The sequence below is a fragment of the bacterium genome (assembly GCA_030583725.1).
In the GTDB taxonomy this organism is placed as follows: Bacteria; Patescibacteriota; Microgenomatia; order UBA8517; family UBA8517; genus JAUYMM01.
The window spans coordinates 342,118-362,974 of the sequence record CP129472.1 but is presented as its reverse complement, the minus strand read 5'-3'; the positions used below and the strand labels follow the sequence as shown (position 1 = coordinate 362,974).

The 20,857-nt window shown below is 34.9% G+C and carries 23 protein-coding genes and 1 pseudogene; 23 read left to right on the top strand and 1 reads right to left on the bottom strand.

What is annotated here, in order from left to right:
- Positions 1 to 41 precede the first annotated feature (41 nt).
- The 11 genes from QY322_01995 to galE are packed head-to-tail and all read left to right on the top strand — an operon-like array spanning position 42 to position 8,088.
- Positions 42 to 680: a LytR C-terminal domain-containing protein gene (locus QY322_01995; protein ID WKZ26063.1), complete on the top strand. Its 639-nt coding sequence runs from the start codon at positions 42 to 44 to the stop codon at positions 678 to 680.
- Between the two features lie 53 nt (positions 681 to 733).
- Entirely contained in the window at positions 734 to 1,168 is a 435-nt protein-coding gene (locus QY322_01990) for a hypothetical protein (protein WKZ26062.1), read from the top strand.
- Complete coding sequence (gene prfB, locus QY322_01985; GenBank protein WKZ26061.1) at positions 1,165 to 2,211, top strand: peptide chain release factor 2; 1,047 nt, start codon at positions 1,165 to 1,167, stop codon at positions 2,209 to 2,211. The genes QY322_01990 and prfB overlap by 4 nt, the downstream gene beginning before the upstream one ends.
- Positions 2,212 to 2,250: 39 nt before the next feature.
- Positions 2,251 to 2,610, top strand: coding sequence for a hypothetical protein (locus QY322_01980; protein ID WKZ26060.1), 360 nt, complete (start codon positions 2,251 to 2,253; stop codon positions 2,608 to 2,610).
- 44 nt (positions 2,611 to 2,654) lie between these two features.
- Positions 2,655 to 3,134 carry a hypothetical protein gene (locus tag QY322_01975; GenBank protein ID WKZ26059.1) on the top strand — a complete coding sequence of 160 codons (480 nt, stop codon included), beginning with the start codon at positions 2,655 to 2,657 and terminating at the stop codon, positions 3,132 to 3,134.
- Positions 3,131 to 3,784, top strand: coding sequence for a cell division ATP-binding protein FtsE (gene ftsE, locus QY322_01970; GenBank protein ID WKZ26058.1), 654 nt, complete (start codon positions 3,131 to 3,133; stop codon positions 3,782 to 3,784). The genes QY322_01975 and ftsE overlap by 4 nt, the downstream gene beginning before the upstream one ends.
- Before the next feature lie 27 nt (positions 3,785 to 3,811).
- Positions 3,812 to 4,726 carry a permease-like cell division protein FtsX gene (locus QY322_01965; GenBank protein ID WKZ26057.1) on the top strand — a complete coding sequence of 305 codons (915 nt, stop codon included), beginning with the start codon at positions 3,812 to 3,814 and terminating at the stop codon, positions 4,724 to 4,726.
- Positions 4,723 to 5,880, top strand: a complete 1,158-nt coding sequence (locus tag QY322_01960; GenBank protein ID WKZ26056.1) for a peptidoglycan DD-metalloendopeptidase family protein — start codon at positions 4,723 to 4,725, stop codon at positions 5,878 to 5,880. Before QY322_01965 ends, QY322_01960 begins: the two co-directional genes overlap by 4 nt.
- Positions 5,881 to 6,675 (top strand): lamin tail domain-containing protein, encoded by a 795-nt coding sequence (locus tag QY322_01955; GenBank protein ID WKZ26055.1) that lies wholly within the window; start codon positions 5,881 to 5,883, stop codon positions 6,673 to 6,675.
- A complete protein-coding gene (locus tag QY322_01950; GenBank protein WKZ26054.1) occupies positions 6,650 to 7,072 on the top strand; it encodes a VanZ family protein in 423 nt (140 codons plus the stop codon). The genes QY322_01955 and QY322_01950 overlap by 26 nt, the downstream gene beginning before the upstream one ends.
- A gap of 8 nt (positions 7,073 to 7,080) precedes the next feature.
- A complete protein-coding gene (gene galE, locus QY322_01945; protein ID WKZ26053.1) occupies positions 7,081 to 8,088 on the top strand; it encodes a UDP-glucose 4-epimerase GalE in 1,008 nt (335 codons plus the stop codon).
- A 12-nt stretch (positions 8,089 to 8,100) separates the two neighbouring features.
- On the opposite strand, the gene QY322_01940 is transcribed toward galE, so the two are convergent.
- Positions 8,101 to 8,418: an FtsX-like permease family protein gene (locus QY322_01940; GenBank protein WKZ26052.1), complete on the bottom strand. Its 318-nt coding sequence runs from the start codon at positions 8,416 to 8,418 to the stop codon at positions 8,101 to 8,103.
- Between QY322_01940 and QY322_01935 the strand changes: the two genes are divergently transcribed.
- From QY322_01935 to QY322_01880, 12 genes and pseudogenes are all read left to right on the top strand, one after another.
- On the top strand, positions 8,411 to 8,950 hold the full coding sequence (locus tag QY322_01935) for a hypothetical protein (protein WKZ26051.1): 540 nt from the start codon (positions 8,411 to 8,413) through the stop codon (positions 8,948 to 8,950). The two genes, QY322_01940 and QY322_01935, sit on opposite strands and share 8 nt — an antisense overlap.
- Positions 8,951 to 9,030: 80 nt before the next feature.
- On the top strand, positions 9,031 to 11,028 hold the full coding sequence (locus QY322_01930) for a hypothetical protein (GenBank protein WKZ26050.1): 1,998 nt from the start codon (positions 9,031 to 9,033) through the stop codon (positions 11,026 to 11,028).
- Positions 11,029 to 11,055: 27 nt separating this feature from the next.
- On the top strand, positions 11,056 to 11,997 hold the full coding sequence (locus tag QY322_01925) for a CAP domain-containing protein (GenBank protein WKZ26049.1): 942 nt from the start codon (positions 11,056 to 11,058) through the stop codon (positions 11,995 to 11,997).
- Positions 11,998 to 12,018: 21 nt separating this feature from the next.
- Complete coding sequence (locus tag QY322_01920; GenBank protein WKZ26048.1) at positions 12,019 to 12,279, top strand: hypothetical protein; 261 nt, start codon at positions 12,019 to 12,021, stop codon at positions 12,277 to 12,279.
- A 31-nt stretch (positions 12,280 to 12,310) separates the two neighbouring features.
- Positions 12,311 to 13,201, top strand: coding sequence for a UTP--glucose-1-phosphate uridylyltransferase (locus QY322_01915; GenBank protein WKZ26047.1), 891 nt, complete (start codon positions 12,311 to 12,313; stop codon positions 13,199 to 13,201).
- A gap of 5 nt (positions 13,202 to 13,206) precedes the next feature.
- Positions 13,207 to 14,172 (top strand): annotated as a pseudogene (gene rfbB, locus QY322_01910) (dTDP-glucose 4,6-dehydratase).
- Positions 14,173 to 15,154: 982 nt separating this feature from the next.
- Entirely contained in the window at positions 15,155 to 15,907 is a 753-nt protein-coding gene (locus QY322_01905; protein ID WKZ26046.1) for a hypothetical protein, read from the top strand.
- Between the two features lies 1 nt (position 15,908).
- A complete protein-coding gene (locus QY322_01900; GenBank protein ID WKZ26045.1) occupies positions 15,909 to 17,087 on the top strand; it encodes a hypothetical protein in 1,179 nt (392 codons plus the stop codon).
- A 208-nt stretch (positions 17,088 to 17,295) separates the two neighbouring features.
- Complete coding sequence (locus QY322_01895) at positions 17,296 to 18,015, top strand: hypothetical protein (GenBank protein ID WKZ26044.1); 720 nt, start codon at positions 17,296 to 17,298, stop codon at positions 18,013 to 18,015.
- A 197-nt stretch (positions 18,016 to 18,212) separates the two neighbouring features.
- Positions 18,213 to 18,974: a hypothetical protein gene (locus tag QY322_01890; protein WKZ26043.1), complete on the top strand. Its 762-nt coding sequence runs from the start codon at positions 18,213 to 18,215 to the stop codon at positions 18,972 to 18,974.
- Positions 18,975 to 18,984: 10 nt separating this feature from the next.
- Positions 18,985 to 20,166, top strand: coding sequence for an MFS transporter (locus tag QY322_01885; protein WKZ26042.1), 1,182 nt, complete (start codon positions 18,985 to 18,987; stop codon positions 20,164 to 20,166).
- A gap of 67 nt (positions 20,167 to 20,233) precedes the next feature.
- Positions 20,234 to 20,836: a hypothetical protein gene (locus tag QY322_01880; GenBank protein WKZ26041.1), complete on the top strand. Its 603-nt coding sequence runs from the start codon at positions 20,234 to 20,236 to the stop codon at positions 20,834 to 20,836.
- The last annotated feature ends 21 nt before the right edge of the window (positions 20,837 to 20,857 follow it).

Here is a 20,857-nt window from a genome sequence, read left to right as displayed (position 1 = left end):
TGACAATACCCATAAGTTATAGGTATACTGCGCCGACAACGATGGAAGACCAAATAACACAGAACGAAGTAGCTCAGCAAGGACCTCCTCAGGCATCTGATTTTCAATCATCTTCCAACAGGGCAAAAAATTCTAACTCCAAGTGGTTAATAATTTTTATACTTTTATTAGTTTTAGGTGGAGCTGGTATTTATTTCTTTTCAAAAACTAGTAGTGAACCAATAGCAACACCTACTCCATCATTTGGAATTGTTCCTATTGACGAACCACAAAATACTCCATCTCCAACATCAACACCAGCACCTGTTAATAAGTCTGAAGTTTCGATAGAGATTTTAAATGGTACTGGTATAACAGGGGAAGCAAAATTACTTTCAGATAAGTTAAAAACTCTAGGTTACAGTGATATAACATCAGGAAATGCAGATTCAACAAATAACACAATTACAACAGTTACCTTTTTAAGTAGTTTGTCTAAAACAGTTCAAGATGAACTCAAAAAAGAATTAGAAAGTTTCTATAAAGAAGTAAATGTAAAAACCTCTACAACTCAAAAATCAGATGTTGTAGTAATTACTGGGCTTAGAGGTAGTCAAACATCAAAACCTGCTAGTACGGCCACACCTCAAGCCTCAGGCACACCAAAGCCTTCAGCAACCCCAACTTCCACACCTTTATAACTCTACTAACCTACAAAAGTAGCAAACTGGTTTGACTAGTATATAATTAAATTGTGCAAAATATCTTAAGTTATATTTCAAACATCAGTTGGAGCCAAGGTCATATTAAGGCAGGGTTAATTATTGTTTTGGTGTTTTTGGCAGTTGTGGTTTTTGGATATATACGCAAAATTTTTGTCAAGTCATCAATAGATGGTGTCTTTTTAGGTATTTTTTTTGGATTTTTGTTGACATTGCTTTTGGAAGGATTTTTATTAATTGCAGGAAGAACTGCAATTACTGAGATTTTAGGTTGGAAAAATGCTCCAAAACCAATTACCGCAGCGCTAGATATAGGCAGAGGCAAATTGGTAGATGTTCTGGGTGTCACGGACGAAATACCATCATCTTATGCTAGTAACCCGACAACTGATGATGCTTTAAATGTTTTACAAAGTTTAAACCCAGATGAAATGAAAAAAATAAAGGCTATAATATGTACTCCATGAGCGAAGAAGTAACAATTGAAGAACTAACCCAGAGATTAGACAAGTTAAAAGAGGTTTTAGATATTCCCAAAAAAGAAGCGGAGTTGAAAAAATTGGAAAGCTTGTCAACTGATCCAAGTCTTTGGGATGACCAGAATAATGCCAAAACTGTCCTTCAAAATCTATCAAATTTAAAAGAAGAGTTGGATGAGATAGAAGACATTTCAGCTACGATTGAAATTTTAAATGAAGTTGAGGATCCCACAGAATTATCAAAAGCCTCAAAAATAATATCAAAACTTGAAACAAAGTCATACCTTTCGAGTCCATATGATACTAAAAATGCAATTATTACAATTCACGCGGGTCAAGGTGGAACCGAAGCTATGGACTGGACCGCAATGCTTTTTAGAATGTATCTAAGATACTGCGAAAGAAAAAACTATACAACTGAAACCATTGACTCAACAGCAGGTGAAGAAGCTGGTTTAAAAAGTGTAACTTTTGAGGTAAAGGGTAAATATACATATGGTTATTTAAAAAAAGAATCAGGAACACACAGGCTTGTCCGTCAGTCGCCATTTAATGCAAATGATTTAAGGCAAACATCATTTGCTTTGGTTGAAGTCTTGCCAGACTTGGAAGCTACTGATTTACCTGAGATACAGATTAAAGATGAAGAACTTGATTGGCAATTTACGAGGGCTGGTGGGCATGGAGGACAAAATGTTAATAAAGTGTCCACTGCAGTTAGGCTTACGCATATTCCGACAGGAATTGTAATTACTGCAAGGACTGAAAGATTTCAAGAACAAAATAGAAAAATTGCATTAGGGTTACTTCGTGCAAAATTATGGATTAGGCAACAAGAAGTAGAAAAGAACCAATTAAAAGATATTAAAGGGGATTATAAACCTGCAAGTTGGGGAAACCAGATCAGAAGTTATGTGTTACATCCGTATAAGATGGTTAAGGATTTAAGAACAGAGGTGGAATCAGGAAATCCAGATGCAGTTCTTGATGGTGAACTTGATGAATTTATAAATGCCGAGTTGAAAATTTAAGAAGCAGAATAAAAATTAAAACTGTGGTATAGTTAATTTATGCAAGAAAATCAAACACCAGAAGTACCAGTAATTAGTAATCCAGAACCTGAAGTTAGTGTTCCTCAGGTAGTAAACCCAGAACCAGTAAAAACAAAAGGAGGTAGTTTTTTAGTATCATTGCTTTCAATCCTTTTAATTCTTGCAACCTTAATGGCTGGCTTTTTTGCCTATCAAACACAACAATTGGTGACAGAGTTGAGAATGAAGAATGAAGAGTTAATAAATATTCAAGTTACACCAGAGCCAACTATGGTTCCATCTCCATCGCCGACAGCAGAGTCTTCAGATGAGCCAACAGCGACAGTCAGTGCCGAAGTTGTTGTGTTGCCAACCTCAAGCCCAATAGAAACAGAATAATTTCTCTCTTGTTTGACACTCTCAATTATGGTAGTTTTAATGATATGGAATCTACTTTAAATCCAGTCCAAAGGTCCGCATCTGTAGTTAAGCAATTTAGCACAACCAATAGTGGCCAAAATCAATCCAAGAAAAATATCATTCTTGCTTTAATTTCTATTACAGTAGTTTTACTAGGCATAGGCGCAGGTTATTTATTGTCAGGTGCTGGTAAAGATTCTGACGGATTTTTAAGCATTTCGAAGGAGCAGACAATAATTGTTTCTGAAAATGAGGCGGGGGTTGCAGACGAATCAATTTTTGCATCTACTGCTGATGGTCTTTTAGAAGAAGGTGGAATTGCAGATGAAGGTACACACCACTTGGTTAGGGGTGTAGGTCCTTCTCAATACGCTTATCTAACTTCAACTTCTGTTGACTTGGATAAATTTGTTGGTAAAAAGGTCAGAATTTGGGGGGATACAATTTCAGGTAAGAAAGCTGGTTGGTTGATTGATGTGGGTAAAATTAAAGTTATTGAATGATACAATTTGAAAATGTTTCTAAATCCTTTGGATCTATAAAAGCCCTCGACAAAATCTCATTTGAAGTCAAGGATGGCGAATTTGTTTTTTTAACAGGTCCTTCTGGTGCAGGGAAAACAACGATTCTAAAATTAATTTTAAGAGATTTGATAGCAGACTCAGGTAAAGTAGTTTTTGATGGAAACGATCTTTCTGAAATTAGAGCAAGCGACATACCACTTCTACGTCAGCAGATGGGTATAGTTTTTCAGGATTTTAAAGTGTTGTCTGAAAGAACTGTTTCAGAAAACGTTGAGGTTGCTTTGGCGGTTTCAAATACACCCCAAGAGGAATGGCAAAAGAGAGTTGACCATGTTTTAAAACTTGTTGGGCTGTCAAACAGGGCAAGACTATTTCCCTCACAACTTTCTGGTGGAGAGCTTCAAAGAGTTTCCCTTGCTCGCGCATTAGTGGTCAATCCAAAACTAATTTTAGCTGATGAGCCTACCGGCAACCTAGATTGGGATACTGCAGAAGGTATAATGGATCTTTTAGAAAAAGTAAACAAAGAAGGTAAAACAATAATTATGGCTACTCATCACGAGGGTATTATTAAACATGGTAAGCATAGAGTGATAGAATTAAAAGATGGCAAAGCAGCTGGGAAATAGAGGTATTTAAATTTTTTTAATAACTATATGGGAATACATTCAAAAACAGCAATCGACTCAATTAAGAGATCGCCGTTTCAGGCAATTTCTGCAATTTTTGTTTTAACTTTAACTTTTTTTGTGGCTACCACAGTTGCTATTTTAGTCTATGCCTCAAACCAGTCTTTAAATTATTTTGAAACTAGGCCACAAATTATTTCTTTTTTGAAAAATGATGCTACACAAGAAGCAGTTTTTGCTTTGCAAAATAAGTTAAGCCAAGACTTAAGAATTAAAGATGTTAAATATGTGCCCAAAGAGGAAGCTCTTGAAATTTATAAAAAAGCAACAGAAGATAATCCACTTCTTTCTGAGTTAGTTAGTCCTTCAATTTTTCCAGCTTCTTTAGAGTTTTCAGTCACTGATCTTGATTTGGCTGAGGCTGTAATTAGTGAAGTCAAGTCAGAAGCAGTTGTTGAGGAAGTTGGCTTTACTGCAAACATTGGTGGGGAACAATCACTGGGGGATGTTGTAGGCAGGCTTAAAGCTTTTAGTTCATACTTGCGAATAGGCGGAATTGTTTTTGTAGGAGCTCTGGCTGTAACTTCATTCTTTGTACTTTTGGTGATTGTCAGTATGAGAATGACCACGAGAAAAGGAGAAATTGAAATATTAAGTCTTATTGGTGCAACTCCAGCTTTTGTCAGAAGTCCAATTGTTATTGAGGGTTTAATATATGCAACAGTGGGTGTAGTAACAGGTTGGGCATTATCACTAATTCTTTGGCTTTATGTCTCAGCTCCGATACTTAACTATTTTGGACAAGTTCCAATTTTACCAAGAGATCCTTTTTACTTCTTTATGCTTTTCTTAATAATTTTAGGTATCGAGTTGATGGTTGGGTTAGTAATTGCACTAACCGGAAGTTTAATAGCTGTCAAACGATCACTTAAAAAAATATGAGAAATAAAATAATAATATTTACATCGCTTTTCTTTGCTTTTACACCACTAATTCTCTCAACTGTTTTAAAAGTTAGCGCCCAAGAGTGTAGTGGTGATGTGCAGTCAAGAATCAGTTGTTATGAGGCCAACATTTCTAAGTTGAAAGACTCAAGCAAAACGCTTTCTAGTCAAATAAACCAATTCGATGCCCAGATTACTTTGACAACTTTAAAAGTACAGCAAACAGAAGAGCAAATTAGTTTGTTGTCAGGCAGAATTGATCAAATTGGTGGCTCAATTGAATCATTAAATATTGCCTTTAATGAAAGAGCCAAAGAAACATATAAAATGGCTCGTGTTGGTGACCCATTTTTACTTTTAGCAGCCTCAAGTAATTTAAATGAAGTTTTTAGTAGATTTTCATATCTTAAAAAAATTCAGGATGGAGATAAAAGTTTACTTGATAGACTCCAGAAAGCACAAGACACTTACGTAGAAGAAAAAACAGATCAGGAAGAACTACAAGAACAGCTTGCAAGTCAACAGAGGCAATTGGCCAATCAAAAACAGCAGAAAGCAAACTTGTTGGCAGTTACTAAAAACGATGAAAAGAAGTATTCTGAGCTGTTGGATTTAGCAAGAAGAGAACTAGAAGCTCTATCCAGTTCACAATTTACAGGCAAAAAGGACGTTAAAAAAGGTGAAACAATTGGAGTTATGGGTAATACAGGATTTTCAACCGGTGCACATCTACACTTCGGTTTATATAACCTAACAGAGTCACAACACAACGAGGAGTATAGTGGCAGTATCGGATGGTATGCTACAAAACACGAGTCACCCACAAACTTGTTAGCTTCACGAAGTTTATATTTTAATGCTTTGTCTTGTAATGATGTACAAACTGCACAAACTAAGAGTATAGGGTCTGGTTCACTACCTTGGCCCATGACAAACCCCAGAATAACTCAATGTTATGGTAATACTCCCTATTCCTACGTCTATTCTGGTAATTTTCACCACGGTCTAGATATGGTTGATAGTGCAGATAGAATAATTAGAGCCTTAGACGATGGTGTTGCTTATTTCTACCGTGGATCTAGTTCTTTTGGTAATAACGTACGAATATTTCACCCTAACGGGAAAATGTCTCTTTATTTGCATTTGCAATAAATGAAAACAGCAAAAGTTGTTTATTTACTATCTGCTGTTGGTTTTTTGTTTTTGTTTTACCCAAAATATGTTTTTTCACAGGTTGTGATAAATGAGTTCTCTCCCTCAACAGACCCTGAGTGGGTAGAGTTATATAATGAAAGCTCAAATCAAATAGATCTCGGTGGGTATTTATTGGAGGATGGCAACTCAAATTCAAAGGATGATATTTTACTTTCAGGGGTGATAGAACCACTTGGTTATATTGTTTTTCAGAGGTCGGAGGGTTGGCTAAATAACGGTGGTGACACAATTAAATTATATAATAATCAGTTGCCACAAGTAATTATCGATCAATACACATATACCGCCGTGGATTCAAACAAAGTTTATGCAAGAGTACCAAACGGAAGTGAGAATTGGCAAATTACGAGTGTAATAACTCAAGGATTACAAAATCCAGATCCTACACCCATACCGACCCCAACAGCTACTTCAACTCCACAACCAACTAGCCAACCAACTACTGCACCAACTCCAACTCCAACCCCCAAACCAACACCTACTAAAACATCAACCCCCAAGCCAACTCCAACTGAAGAATCTGAGGAAACAAACGAACCTATAAATTTGATTTCTGACGCTGATATTAAAATAGTTGAATCTACACCAGAGGGTTTAGTAGCTGGAGCAACAGATACTAAAAAAACACCACTAGCTGCAATTATTTTCATATTACTTGGAGTCTCTTGTCTGGGATATGTGGGCTATATGATATATAATCAAAGACGTGTTAAAGAACAAAAAATTGACTAAATTCTGGTTGCCAGTTTTACTTTGGGCTGGTTTGATATTTACTCTTTCAAGTATCCCTACAGTTACGACAACTAAGTTTTACTTGTGGGATTTTATTTTTAAAAAATCTGCTCATTTTGTGGAGTATGCGATATTGTCGACACTGTTATATAGGGCTCTAATAAATTCAAAAGTTAAAAGTAAAAAAGCTATGTGGTTATCCGTTTTAATCTCATTTTTATATGCAGTTAGTGATGAGTATCATCAGTCATTTGTACCGGGTAGAGGTCCTGCATTTCGCGATGTTTTAATTGATACAATTGGGGCCAGTTTTGCCTTATTTGGTATAATAGAAAATATTAAAAATATGCCAAAGGTGATTCGGGATTTTTATACAAAATATCAGATAGTTAAATAATAAAAAAAATGAAAATATTAGTAACAGGTGGGGCAGGTTACATTGGTTCTTTTATGGTTAGAGAACTTAAAGAAAAAGGACACAGTGTTGTGATTGTGGATAACCTGTCAGGTGGGCACCCCGAAGCAGTAAAAGATTTTGATTTACAAAAAATTGATTTAGTAACTGAAAAACAAAAACTAGACGAATTATTCCAGAAAGAAAAATTTGATGGTGTTGTTCATATGGCCAGTTTTATTCAAATGGGTGAATCATTTAATAATCCATCAAAGTATTATCGTAATAACGTTGTTGGGTATTTAAATCTTATGGATACTATGATTGAGAATAATTGTTTAAATTTAATTATTTCTTCTTCTGCAGGTGTATATGGAAATCCTGAGAGAGTACCAATTGAAGAAGATGACCTTAAAAACCCACTTAATCCATACGGAGAAACAAAATACATTCTTGAAAGGGTGGCAGATGACTATGACTTGGCCTACGGTTTAAAATATATGTCTTTTAGATACTTTAATGCTTCTGGTGCATCACTAGATGGCACAATTGGAGAGGCGCATATGGAAGAAAGCCATTTAATACCAAATATAATTGTTAAAGCTTTAAATAACCAAGAAGTGGAAATATTTGGTAATGACTATGAAACCACCGATGGTACTTGTGTTCGTGACTATATCCACGTACTTGATTTAGTTGAAGTTCATGAAATGGGGCTACAATCTTTAGTAAAAAATAAAAAGAGTAATGTCTACAATGTTGGTTTGGGCCGTGGTTATTCAAACAACCAAATTATAGAAGAAATAGAAAGGTTAAGTAATTTAAAAGTCAATGTAAAGTATGGGCCAAGAAGAGAAGGGGATGCTAATGAATTATATGCTTCAAATGAAAAATTAAAAAAAGATTTTAATTGGTCACCAAAATATGATATAGAAAAAATTATTGAAACTGCACTTCTTTGGCATAAAACCAACCCAAATGGTTATAAAACCCATCCAAAAGGCTATAACCAGGTTTGATTCTCATAGTATTTAACTATTGACAAATAAAAAAGCGAATATTAAACTTCCGGTTAGTGCAATTACTAACCCAACCATCAACTCGATACCTAAAATTATTAAGAAAAGCATAAAGAAGTAAAAAGGATCTCTTGGTAAAATTGGAACTTGTCCAAAATAGTTAAGTATCGGAGCTGAGACATAAAGCCAAAGAATTAGTGATAATGCCCAACCTGTTACTACACCCACTGTTGCATATATTAAACCCTCAATAACAATTGGACTTCTGACAAAAGCTGGAGTTGCACCAATAAGACTTAATATTTCAATTTCTCCTTTTCTCGTGGTCATTCTCATACTGACAATCACCAAAAGTACAAAGAATGAAGTTACAGCCAGAGCTCCTACAAAAACAATTCCGCCTATTCGCAAGTATGAACTAAAAGCTTTAAGTTTAATGATTTCAGGCGCTTTGGTTATGATGTTTGTCGTTCCTGTAATGGCATATCATAGAAGAAGCTCTGATGACACTTCTGTAAGAAATTATGGAAGAGTTACTAACAATGTCGAAGTCAAGGCAGATTCCGGTGATAATTCTATCAGTGGAAAGTATGTAGGCGGAGGCAGAATTTTAACTGGCATAGCAGATGCCATGAGCACTTTAGTCAATGTAGTTAATACAAACGATTTAGGCTGTGGTTGTGACGGAGATTTATCCGTTAAAAATATGGCTAGGGTTAGAAACAATGTCGAAGTCAAGGCAGATTCCGGTGATAATTCTATCAGTGGAAAGTATGTCAGACGAGGCATGATAGGTACAGGTGATGCAATAGCAACATCTGTTATCGAAAGCACAGTTAATACAACTGTTACAGGTGATTAAGTAATTAAATCACTTACTTTTCGGGTGGGAGATTTAAAATCATCTCCCACCTGAGGAGGTGCGTAGTAAATAATACTAGGATGAAAAAAATAAAAAGAGTAATAAATATAGTAGTTGTATTGTTGTTGTGTTTTACAAATATCTTTCCTGTTTTGATATATGCCCAAGAAGATTTAGAAAGTCCCACACCTGAGGCTACAGTAACTTCTGAGATTGAGATTGAAAACACTGCAGAAGTTATTAATGATATAACAGACACATCAAATACAGGCGAAAATACAATTGAAGTCTTAGCGTCCCCAACTCCAGAACCAAGTCACGTAGTTGTTATTTACAATATTGATGAATCTCCAAGTCCAAGTAGCGAACCATCTCCAACACCTGTTTCTGAAATAGTTACCTCAGATGCTGTATCAGTTGTTGAGGTTGAAAATAATGTCAATACAAATATTATAAATTCAGAGTTTGTATACCACACTTTAAATATATATCTTCCAGAATCAGGCAATATTAATCTATCAAGTTTAACTTCTAATGTCATCAACAAAGTATATGGAGTTGACAATAACTTATCCGAAAATATATCTGTCAAAGTAACTGATTCTAATAATTTTTCATATATTGAAAATTATGCATATGTTGAAAATAATATTTCTTCAAGCTCAAATACTGGTGGTAACACTGTTGAAAATGGGTTGAGTTCAAATATTCAAACAGGGGATGCATATTCTGTCGTTTCTGTACTTAATAATGTAAATACAAACGTAGTTGATTCAAAAGTTCATTTGGTGACTATAAATATTTTTGGCAACTTAACAGGAAATATAATACTTCCTGAATATAAAGATTCTGGTTCTTGTGTGAGCTGTAGTTCTAATATTGATCTATCCAGTGATGCGTCTGTTAATAACAACATATCATCTAGCTCAAATACTGGTGAAAACTCAACTATCGGTAATGGTTTATCAAGTATTGAAACAGGTGACTCTCAAAGTGTTGTAAATGTCGTAAACATAGTAAATACCAACATAGTCGATACCGTTTTTAGGTATTTATATATTAATACACTAGGAGTTTGGATAGGAGATTTCTTAGGCTGGATGGATGAACCCGCCCAAACTGATAATAACTTAGCAATTGATTCTGGCCAAAATGGTTTAATTTTACAAGGTGGTGGGTGTGTTTATTGTAGTTCAAATGCCATGACGGGTACAAATACTGCAATTGTTAATAATAATATCAGTTCAAATTCAAATACCGGAAATAACCAGATTGTAAACAGTGAAGACGGAGATATAAAAACAGGCAATGCATATAACAGTATATCGCTTGTAAACCTTGTAAACACAAACATAATTAATTCCCAAGGGTTTATAGGATTTATCAATATTTTTGGGACATTAGTAGGCGATGTTGGGGGGACAAGCATGTTTGAAGAAGTTTCGCCTGATGTTTCTCCCCAACCAACTACTGAGGAAGAAACCAAACAATCAGAAAAAGAAAGCGGAGGGGTTTTGGAAGTAACTCATACTAATAATGTAGGGGCATATGTATTTCCGGGTGATACGATTACTTTTCAAGCCAGAATCAAAAATGTAGGTTATGGAAAAGTTTATGGTGCAAAACTTAAAATTGAGCTATATAGAGATGGAATAAATTATGGTGGAAGTCATTTTGATCTTGGAGATATCGATGCACAAAAGACTGTTAGACTATCAACAGGTCTTGTAATGTCCAGAAGGGCAGTGCCAGGGTTATATGTTGCTAAAGTTACAGGCTATGGAGTAGTTGGACCAGGAGAGGATGAAATATCAGCAGAATCTGAATCAAGCTTTATAATTTCCGGCTATAATACGGCATTTTTCAATACAACACCTGTTTTATTAGCTTATGAAGATGATGAATCTGGTGACCCTCAAGTTTTTGGAGAATCGACGGAAGCTAGTGGAAATTCAATGATTATGAAAATGATCTATATTTTTGTGGGTTTATTGTTTTTATACTTAACTTTAAAAATAATACAAAAAAGAAAGTTGATTTTTAAGTATATACGTCGCATTAGAACCAATCTTACTTGATAGTTACTAGGTATGTTATGATGAATTATGGAGAAGTTAATTCATTTGTTAGTGCCTCGAGACACCAATAACCACAAAGCCAAGATTTTGCATTCATCAAGTCTGATAGTTATTGCCTGTTTGATGATTATATTTCAGGCTGTTCTTAACTATATTCCTAAGATTAACCCCAGTATTTTAGGATATGCATCAAATATTTCTATTCAAGACGTTGTTAATCTAACAAATCAAAAAAGAGCCCAAGCAGGGCTACCTGCTTTAAGTTTAAATCAAACATTATCAAATGCTGCCTATGTTAAGGGTGTCGACATGATAAATAAAGATTATTGGGCACATACTGCCCCAGATGGTACACAGCCTTGGGTCTTTTTTAATAATGCTGGCTATAAATACAGATATGCGGGGGAAAACTTGGCCAGGGATTTTTCTAATGCAAATTCTGCAGTTGAAGCTTGGATGAATTCTCCAACGCATAGGGATAATATTTTAAACCCAAAATATAAAGATATAGGTGTCGGGGTAGTTGAGGGTGACTTGGCAGGATCTGATACTACAATAATAGTTCAGTTTTTTGGTGCAACCTACGCAGACCAGGTTAGAGAGCCAATTGCTCAGGCTGTAAGTACGGAGGTTACTAGCTTACCCAATACTGTTACTACCACAGTTCCTACTTCTACCCCAATAGTAGAAGCAACACCTACTTCAATTACTGTTCCTGAAATTGAAACTATTCCTGCAGTTATTGTAACTCCAAACCCAGATCAGCAAGTTTTAGTTTCGCCGTTTACCACAACAAGAAACGCATCCTTAATTGTGGTTGGGTTACTACTTCTAGTTTTTATGGTTGATGCAATTTTAGTTTCAAAAAGAAGGATAACAAGACTAACTGGTAGAACATTTGCCCACATTGCCTTTTTAGGTATGGTTTTGTCAATTATTATAATACTTAAATCAGGTCAGATATTATAAAAATATATATTATTTAAAGAAATGCAAAAACATTTAAAACATCTACCACACTATTTTTCTCTAATTACCATTTTTATTGCAGGAATTGTTGGCTTCTATGTTTTTTCTTTTGACAGATTTTTTCAAATTGGGGTGGCTGTTGCAATGGCCTCAGCTTATGTGTCTTGGGGAATAATACACCATACACTCCACAAAGATATATGTTTGTCTATAGTTTTAGAGTACTTTTCCGTGGCTATATTGGGTCTAGTTATGGTCTTTACCTTGATTTTTAGAACTTAGTCCTAGTATAATTCTTTTCACACTTAAGTATATGAAAAAAGTAACAAAAGCAGTAATTCCAGCAGCTGGTTTTGGAACAAGATTTCTACCCCAAACTAAGGCAATGCCTAAAGAGATGCTTCCTATTGTGGATAAACCTGTCATTCAGTATGTGGTGGAAGAATTAGTTGAAGCTGGGATACAAGACATTTTTATAGTAACTGGTTACCACAAGCGAGGAATTGAAGACCATTTTGATGCTCCAAACCTAGACTTGATTGAAAACTTAAAAATGGGAGGGGAGAAAAAGAAGCATCTACTAGAGGAAGTGGAAAAAATATCAAATATGGCAAACTTTGTCTACATAAGGCAAAAGGGACCATATGGAAATGGGACACCACTATTAAATGTCAAACATTTAATTGGAGATGAACCATTTATTTATACATGGAGCGATGATTTTATCGTGGCTGAACCAAACAGGTTTAAACAGTTAATTTCAATTTACGAAAAATATGGTGGAAGTGTTCTAGCTGGAATTAAAGCTACGAAGGATGAAGATTATGACAGATATGGCTTTGCGGGTGGAGAAACAGTTGAGGATGGTTTAATCAAAGTAAACACTATTATAGAAAAACCTGGAAGAGAAAATTCTCCTTCAGATATTGCAAATGTTTCAGGCTTCTTGTTTACCCCAGAGATTTTTAAATATTTAGAAATTGCAAAAGATAATTTAAAGGAAGGTGATGAGCTTTACTACAATGATCCTATTAAACTGATGTTGAAGGATAATATAGATGTATATGTAAAAGAAATTAAGAATAGTAAATATTATGACACTGGCAATAAATTAGAATACTTAAAAACAGTTGTTGAATTTGCACTAAAACACAAAGATTTAAATGGTAAATTTAGAGATTACCTCAAGAGTTTAGAGATTTAAAAATTATGAAAATATTAGTAACAGGTGGAGCGGGGTTTATTGGATCAAACTTTGTGCATTATTGGGTTAAAAAATATCCAAAAGACAAAATAAAAGTTATAGATTCTTTAACTTATGCAGGTAATATTGAAAACTTAACTCCTGTAATTAAGAATATAGAGTTTGCAGAAGCAGACATTAATGATCGCAAAAGTGTTTCTCAGAGTTTAAAAGGTGTGGACGCTGTTGTTCATTTTGCTGCAGAAAGTCATGTTGATAGGGCAATTTTTGACCCGTCTACTTATTGGCAAACTAATGTGCATGGTACGCTTACCCTCCTTGAGGAGGCTAACAAAGCTGGAATTACCAGGTTTCACCATATTTCAACTGATGAAGTGTATGGTGAACTTCCACTGGATTCTGACGCCAGATTTACAGAAAAAACTCCTTATTCACCAAGACCTGATAACTTATACGCCTTATCAAAAGCAGAGGCAGATAAAATAGTTTTAGATTTTTATCAAAAGACAGGAATGTATATAACAATTTCCAACTGTTCAAACAACTACGGCCCATACCAGTTCCCTGAAAAGTTTATCCCAATAGTAGTTACTAATTTAATAGATAATATAAAAGTTCCACTCCATGGTGATGGAAGAAATGTTCGTGATTGGATACACACCAAAGATCACTCATCTGCAGTTGATCTAATCCTAAAGAAGGGTAGGTCAGGCGAAACTTATTTAATTGGATCGAATAATGATAGGAGTAATGGTTATATAGCAGAGAAAGTTGTAGATTTGTATGGTGCAAATCAAAACATGATTAGGCATGTTTCAGACAGACACAGTAATGATAGAAGATATGCTATTGATGCGACAAAGATTATTGAGGAGCTGGGTTGGAAACCTGAAATCACAAGAGATAATTTTAATGAAGGACTTAAAGAAACCATAAAGTGGTATAAAGATAATCAGGATTGGTGGAGACCACTTCTTAAAAGGAAGGCAATGATAATGGATAGGTCCAAGTCAATCTCTGCTTACATATCACTTGATAGAGATTCTGGGAAAACAAAGTTTGTTTTTGGTCAGGTTGAAGATAATGGTAAGGTGCCAGAGAAGGTAGATACTGATGAACACTTTGTAGAACAAAATTTAGTTAGATATGAAATTGTTATTAAAAATTTAGAAAGCAAAAAATGGTATCAAAATAGTTCTGAAGCTATAAAGGATGAAATTAAAACTTTGGGTATAAATCCATCTACATTTGGTTACGTTGAGGACTTAGCAGGTAGGGAGGACCGTTTAAACGGTGATGTAATTCAAAAATTATCTAAGATAGAACATGCTAATCCAGAATTTGGTATATATGGTATAGGTTCATGGTTTGAAGTTGATGATAAAAAAGGTAAAAAGAGAATGGAGGGTTACTATTCGTGGGGTTGGGGACCAAAATCAGGCGCGAAACTTTTAATTTTAATTAAAAGAAATGGAAAAATAACCCACTTAGCAACACAGCGAGAAAAGAAGTTTGCTACAGGAGCAGTTGAATATTCACTTGCAGGTGGATTCCCACAACTAAATGAATCTGTACTTGATTTCATAGTTAGGTCGTTGAAGAAAGATTTAAACTTGGATGTAGCTAAAAAAGATGTAACACTAGACCAAATAATTTCATTAGGGAGACTTAATCCAGATTCTGGTATGACAAACAATAAACCAAACTTATATGCAGTTATAGCAGACTTGTCAGATGAGCTTTATAAAGACGTCAAAAGTGGAGATAAATTTGAAGAAGACGAAGGAATAGTTTTATGGCCAATTGATAAACTTGCAGACCTTGTCAATAAATGTGACGATTCTTACTTTCTTTCAGCTCTTTCAAGACTTAACCTCTCGGGTGCCACAAACCTCAAACTCCAGTAAGTTTTTCTATCTTGAAAAAAGTAGCTTCAAAGACTAAAGTTAGTATATGGATAGGACTCAATTAATAGAAAAGTTATCAGAAAAAGTTTGGTTTCAAAATACAGATGAAGAAGTTAAAAGTGATCTGCTAAATTTGCCTCAAGATTTTGATGGATTTTTGTGGGACTTAGCTTCGAGACCAGATGAATTTGAAGGCGTTGATATTCTTAGAATTTTAAGGATTCCTCGGGGAAACTTTATTATAACCCCAGTCTTTGAGGTCAGATCGCAAAAAACTAATCAAATTTTTACATATGAGTATGCTAGTTTCAAATATGGAAAGAATGCAGGCTACAGAGGTATATTGCTATTGGAACACGGAGATGGAATCAAATATTTTGTACTTAAATATACTAAAAAGTTTTCAGTAGGTACATGGGTTTATGATACGATTGGCGACTTTATTCAATTTTCTCAAGGATCGATCAAAAATTTTCCTGCGATTGTAGAAAAAGAAATAAAAAATGAGCTTGGTTTAAATGAGTTGATTGTAAAGAGATTTATTGATTTAGGACAAATAAATCCAGATATAACCCTAACAAATAAACAGGCTGCATTGTTTGCGGCAGTATTAGATGCAAATGACTCACAAAAAATTAGAGAATTGGAGAAGGATTCTATTACTACCAAGAAAATAGAATTTGGAATTAAGGTTTTTCCAATAAACAAATTGGGAGAGATGATAAATACTGTTGACGATCCATATTTCTTGTGTTCTGTTTTGAGGCTTATCTCAATGAATATCTTGAAATTATATTAAAATGTCGGACTCCGGTAAAGATATCATCCAAACAAAAAATGAAAAATCAGGTTTGGTTAGATCATTAGAAGAAAATCTTCATTTACATAAATATTCAGCAGAAAAAGTAGCAAGATTTGTTTTGCAATATTCTGAACAAAACGGTACAAATATATCAAAAATAGGTGCTAAAGATTTCAGCCGTATTTATAGTTTTAATAATGTTGTTTTTAAATTTAGTCCAGATGGTCAAAAATCTCTTGCTGTCAAGTTATTTTCTGGCGGTGAAAATAGTCAATCTGGATTTGTAGCGGAATCGTTAGGTAAAGATTTTCTTCAAAATTCTGGAATTTTTGGAGCAGAATCTCGTATATTATTACCAAAAAATATATTAGAGAGTAACGCTGATAGGCTAATAGCTACTGAGTTTATAGATAATCTAGATCAAGTTTATCCATTGATTTTAGAAGACAATAAATCGAAGTTATTAGTTGATTTTTTAATTCGTTTAAATGAATTAAAGGCTATTCCTACAAATTTAGAACAATTTGCAAATAGGAGTAGATATTCAAAAGATTCAGTATATGAAATTTATCAGGAGACAGTTTCTCGACTTGAGCAATTTAAACGTTGGTTAGATGATGATGGCAAAATAACTACGAAAATGTGGTGTACAGACAATAATATAATTCCCTTGTTTGAATCTAGATTAAATGAATTACTTCGGTTTATAGATCCAATAGTTTTACACAAGCGAACTAATATAACCGACCTAAGATTTAATTGGGGAGATGTGAGTTTTCCAAACATGAATTTTAAACTTATTGATGATAAAAGAATATTAGTGCCTATTGATATGGAATATGCAGGGTGGGATCATTTTTCTGGAGGTATTTCGAGCCTACTAATGCATCATTCTAGCGAGGGTTTGTCCGATGAATCAAAACGTTTAATTTTAGCTGAATTTGTTAAAAATTCCAGGTTATCAGAACAAGAAAAAGAAGAACTTAATGCAAGACTTATTGCTACTGACTTATTGTTTATAGCTAGGAAGTTAAAACCTGTAACAAGACCTGCACACGAAACTAAAGGACTTACTTTTATGAGAATTCCATACGAATCATATACGGTTGCAAAAATAAGAATGTTTCTTGAGCCAGCACTTAAGAGGTTGATGAACAATCGTATTGACATTAAATAGTATCCTATAATCTTGACAAATGGAAAATTGCCTGATATACTACCTCCACAACTTAAAAAGTTGACCTGTTTAGTTCTTTATCAAGACCCAAAAGGTCGGACTTTAAAATCTTCAAATTCTTAAAGGACATCTCTATTTTAGAGGTGGTCCGAACAAATGTTTTAAATTTTGTAATTCAAATCTGTTATTTCAACTACTGGAGGTAGTCATGAAAAAAATCGTCCCGTTCCACGAAGTCCCGCAAGAGCTGCTTTTGGCGAAAGCCGAACAGTTGTCCAAGAATGGGCACCGCCCGTTTTATACTCCCGACGGATCTGTCGCCGGCTTTGTTAGCCCGTTTTCCGCTTCCCGTCATGTTGCACAGGTTGAAGTCGACGCCGAGGGTAAAATCATCGGTTTTGATTTCGACCAGATCGAACGCACCGACGGCGCGATGGATGTCAATGACCCTTGGGGCCATGCTACTCCCAACGCCATGGTGGTTGTGATCGAAGATCGCGATGGTGAACTCTGGGTACACAGCGTCAATGAACCCCGTCCTTTTATGTACGATCATCGCTCAGGCGAAAAAGGAATGCAGGTTGTTGGCGTGACTGGCAAATGGGCGAAGGAAGTTGGGAAGAATCCCGCGGCGACTGCACTCGAAGGATTGATCGCGGATGCCGGAATCGAAGTGGAGGAATCCTCAGTCGAATTGGTGGGTATTCACAATCCCAATCGCGCATGGGTTGAAACTTGCAACGAAGTCTTCGTAGCCAAGTTCAAGCGCGCGGGCGAGCCCATCGGCGATGGTACTCACGATGCAGTTTTGGCTGGTGACGTCTATCCGCTGGGAGATTTCCCTGTTGGTCCTGACGCTCTTGTCAATTCCGCGCTTTGGCTCACTGCCAAACACTTTGGATGTATCTCGTCCAAACCGCTTAAGTAAGTAATAATTTGTTCGGACCGCTTCTGGCCCTCACCGCCTCAAAAAAATTTGGTGGCGATTGCGCTGTCGAATCAAAGGTGGTGGGGGTTCACGAAGTTTTGCCAGTGCGGTATAGAAAATAAAATTGAATTAAAAACTCAATCAAAAATCTATATCGCACGGCAAGAACAAATCTTCAAGTGATATAATAACTTCAAATGAAAAATTCAAAAACAAGATATCAAGCATATTTAGATTTTGTAGAAAAGTATAAAAATAACTTAGGGTATAAAGGTGATTATTCCAAAGGTGAAATTGAAGTTGTTTCTGATGTAAACTTATTTCCACAGTGTGAATCTGGATCTGTCGCGATTATGGTCAAGACGGGTACTTCAGGGGTTGATGCTGAAAAAAGATCAAAAATTGGAATTTTTGATGAAAATAGATGGGGCGTTTCAATTCATGAGCCACTTCGCTTACCGAATGGTTCGTACACAGTTTTTAATCGTTGGATATCCTGGGGAACACTTGATTCTGGTTTTGCTGGTTGTGTTGTGGCTCCTATTACTTCAAGTGGAAAATACGTATTTTTGAAAAACTTTAGAAACGCCACAAAAGTTTGGTGCTTGGAATTTCCTAGAGGAAATAAAGATATAGGTAACAGTTTACTTAAGACTGTAAAGACTGAACTTTCTGAAGAGATAGGCGCAGAAATAATTGGTGAGCCAAAAGAAGTTGGATCAGTTTGTCCAGATTCTGGAGTTTTGTCTTCAGTTGTTCCTATTTACAAAGTTGAAATAAATTTTACTGGAAAACCTGAATACGAAGTTACAGAAGCAATTCGGGGTGTTGTATTTTTGGATAAAAAAGAATTAAAAGAGGTGATAGTAAATCAAAAATACGTGGATAGAGATGGAAAGGAATATGAATTCAAAGATGGTTTTACTCTATCTGCCTTAACTATCTTATCTGTAAGTTGATTCTTTTTACATGAAACAAAGAATTAAAGCTTTAAAATTAAATAAAAGACTGATGTTTGGAACACGGTTTTTTGTGGAATTAAAATCTTTAAATTCTGTTATTCAATTATTTTATTTATCACGGGGATTAGATTTAGGTCAGATTGTGTATTTAAGTTTGGTTTGGACAATAACTTCCTTTATCTGTGATGTTCCTTCAAGTTTTTTAGCTGATAAGTTTGGACGTAAAAAACTAATTATTTTGGGAATTCTGTTAACAGCTGTCTCGACAGCGATGCTCTTTAATGCATCTACTTTTTTAACCTTTATCTTTGCATATATGGTAGGTGCTGCGGGTTATTCATTTTTTGCAGGTGCAGATCATGCGTTACTATATGACTCATTGAAGGAAACTGGTGAAGAATCAAATGCAAACAGAGTAGCAGGAAAATATTTTTCTTCAGCTAGTTTACCCAAAGTTATAATGCCGTTAATAGGTTCCATAATTGCCAAAGGACTTCTACCAAGTCAGTTTTTAATATTGATTGGAATTGATTTTATCGGAACAATTATATCTATGGGCATTGCCTTGTTTTTGACTGAGCCACATGTTAAAGAAATTAAGGTTAATAAACTTGGTTTAATACAAGAAGGGCTTAGATTAATCAAAGACGACAAAATTCTTTTAAAGTTTGCACTAAATAAGATAATTGTATTTCAGGCAAGCTTTGTTTTTTGGAGAATTTACCAGGTTTTATTAAAAAACGCTGATATGCCAATTATTTACTTAGGTGTACTTTATACAGTTTTCCAGGGAATTAATTTTTTGCTGTTTTGGAATACTGAAAAAGTACAAAACAAAGTGGGTAAAGCCAACTTTATGTTTTATCCTCCAATCTTGGGTGTAATAGCAGTTGTGTCTACATTATTAACATCAAACCTCACAATTTTGTTTCTAGCATGTACTGTACTTTTTACAGTAGGAGTTGTTAGGGATCCATTATTTATGGCTCAAATTCAATCAAGAATACCATCACACAATAGAGCAACAGCTACGTCAACTTTAAATATCATTAAAAATATAAGTGATATCCCGCTACTTTTGTTAATTGGATATTTGGCAAATATAAATATAAACTATGTTTTAGTAATCTCAACTTTGTTGTTTATTTTGCCAATAATATTTTTGAGAATTAAAAGAGAGGAGTTATAAATTTGATATTTAGTCAGGACCTTGGAGCTAAATATTTTGAATAACGAAGTTGTGATATAATTCTACTATGGAGAATTTAGGAGAACAGTTGGACAGACAAATTGAGGCTACAAAGAGTGTGTTGAATCCAATTTCGATGCAGGTATTTGGATATAGCGATGAATTAAAACGAAAACTTGATCCAGAAATATCAACAATTAGATCAAATATGTTAGCCATATATGATACTAAGTCTACTCATCCCCAAAGGCTATCTAGATTTTTAGATGTAGTTAATAAAGTCATTGATAATAATTCTAAGACGTTTGAAGAAACAAGTATTTCTGAAAGTGGAATGCATAAATTGATGTTACTGGATGTGTTAATTAAGTGCGGGGTACCTTTAATTAAAAAGGTGTCCGATGACGATTTTAATGTACTTTTGATGGCGTTTGAAAATGATACTTTACCCAAATCTCTTACATCTGGGGTAGAAGTTGACAGATTGAATCAACAACTTAAGGCGGATTTTGATGTGACTGTTGTCATAAAAGATTCAGGATTTAATGAGGTGGGAGAGACGGGTAATGAGTTGGGTCAAACAATGGCTGCTGTGGATATCTTAAAAAGCTCGTTATCTAGTGGTGTATCTGCTGACGAGGCATTATCTAAAATTTCAAAATTAGATTAACTTCAACAATTCAATAATTGA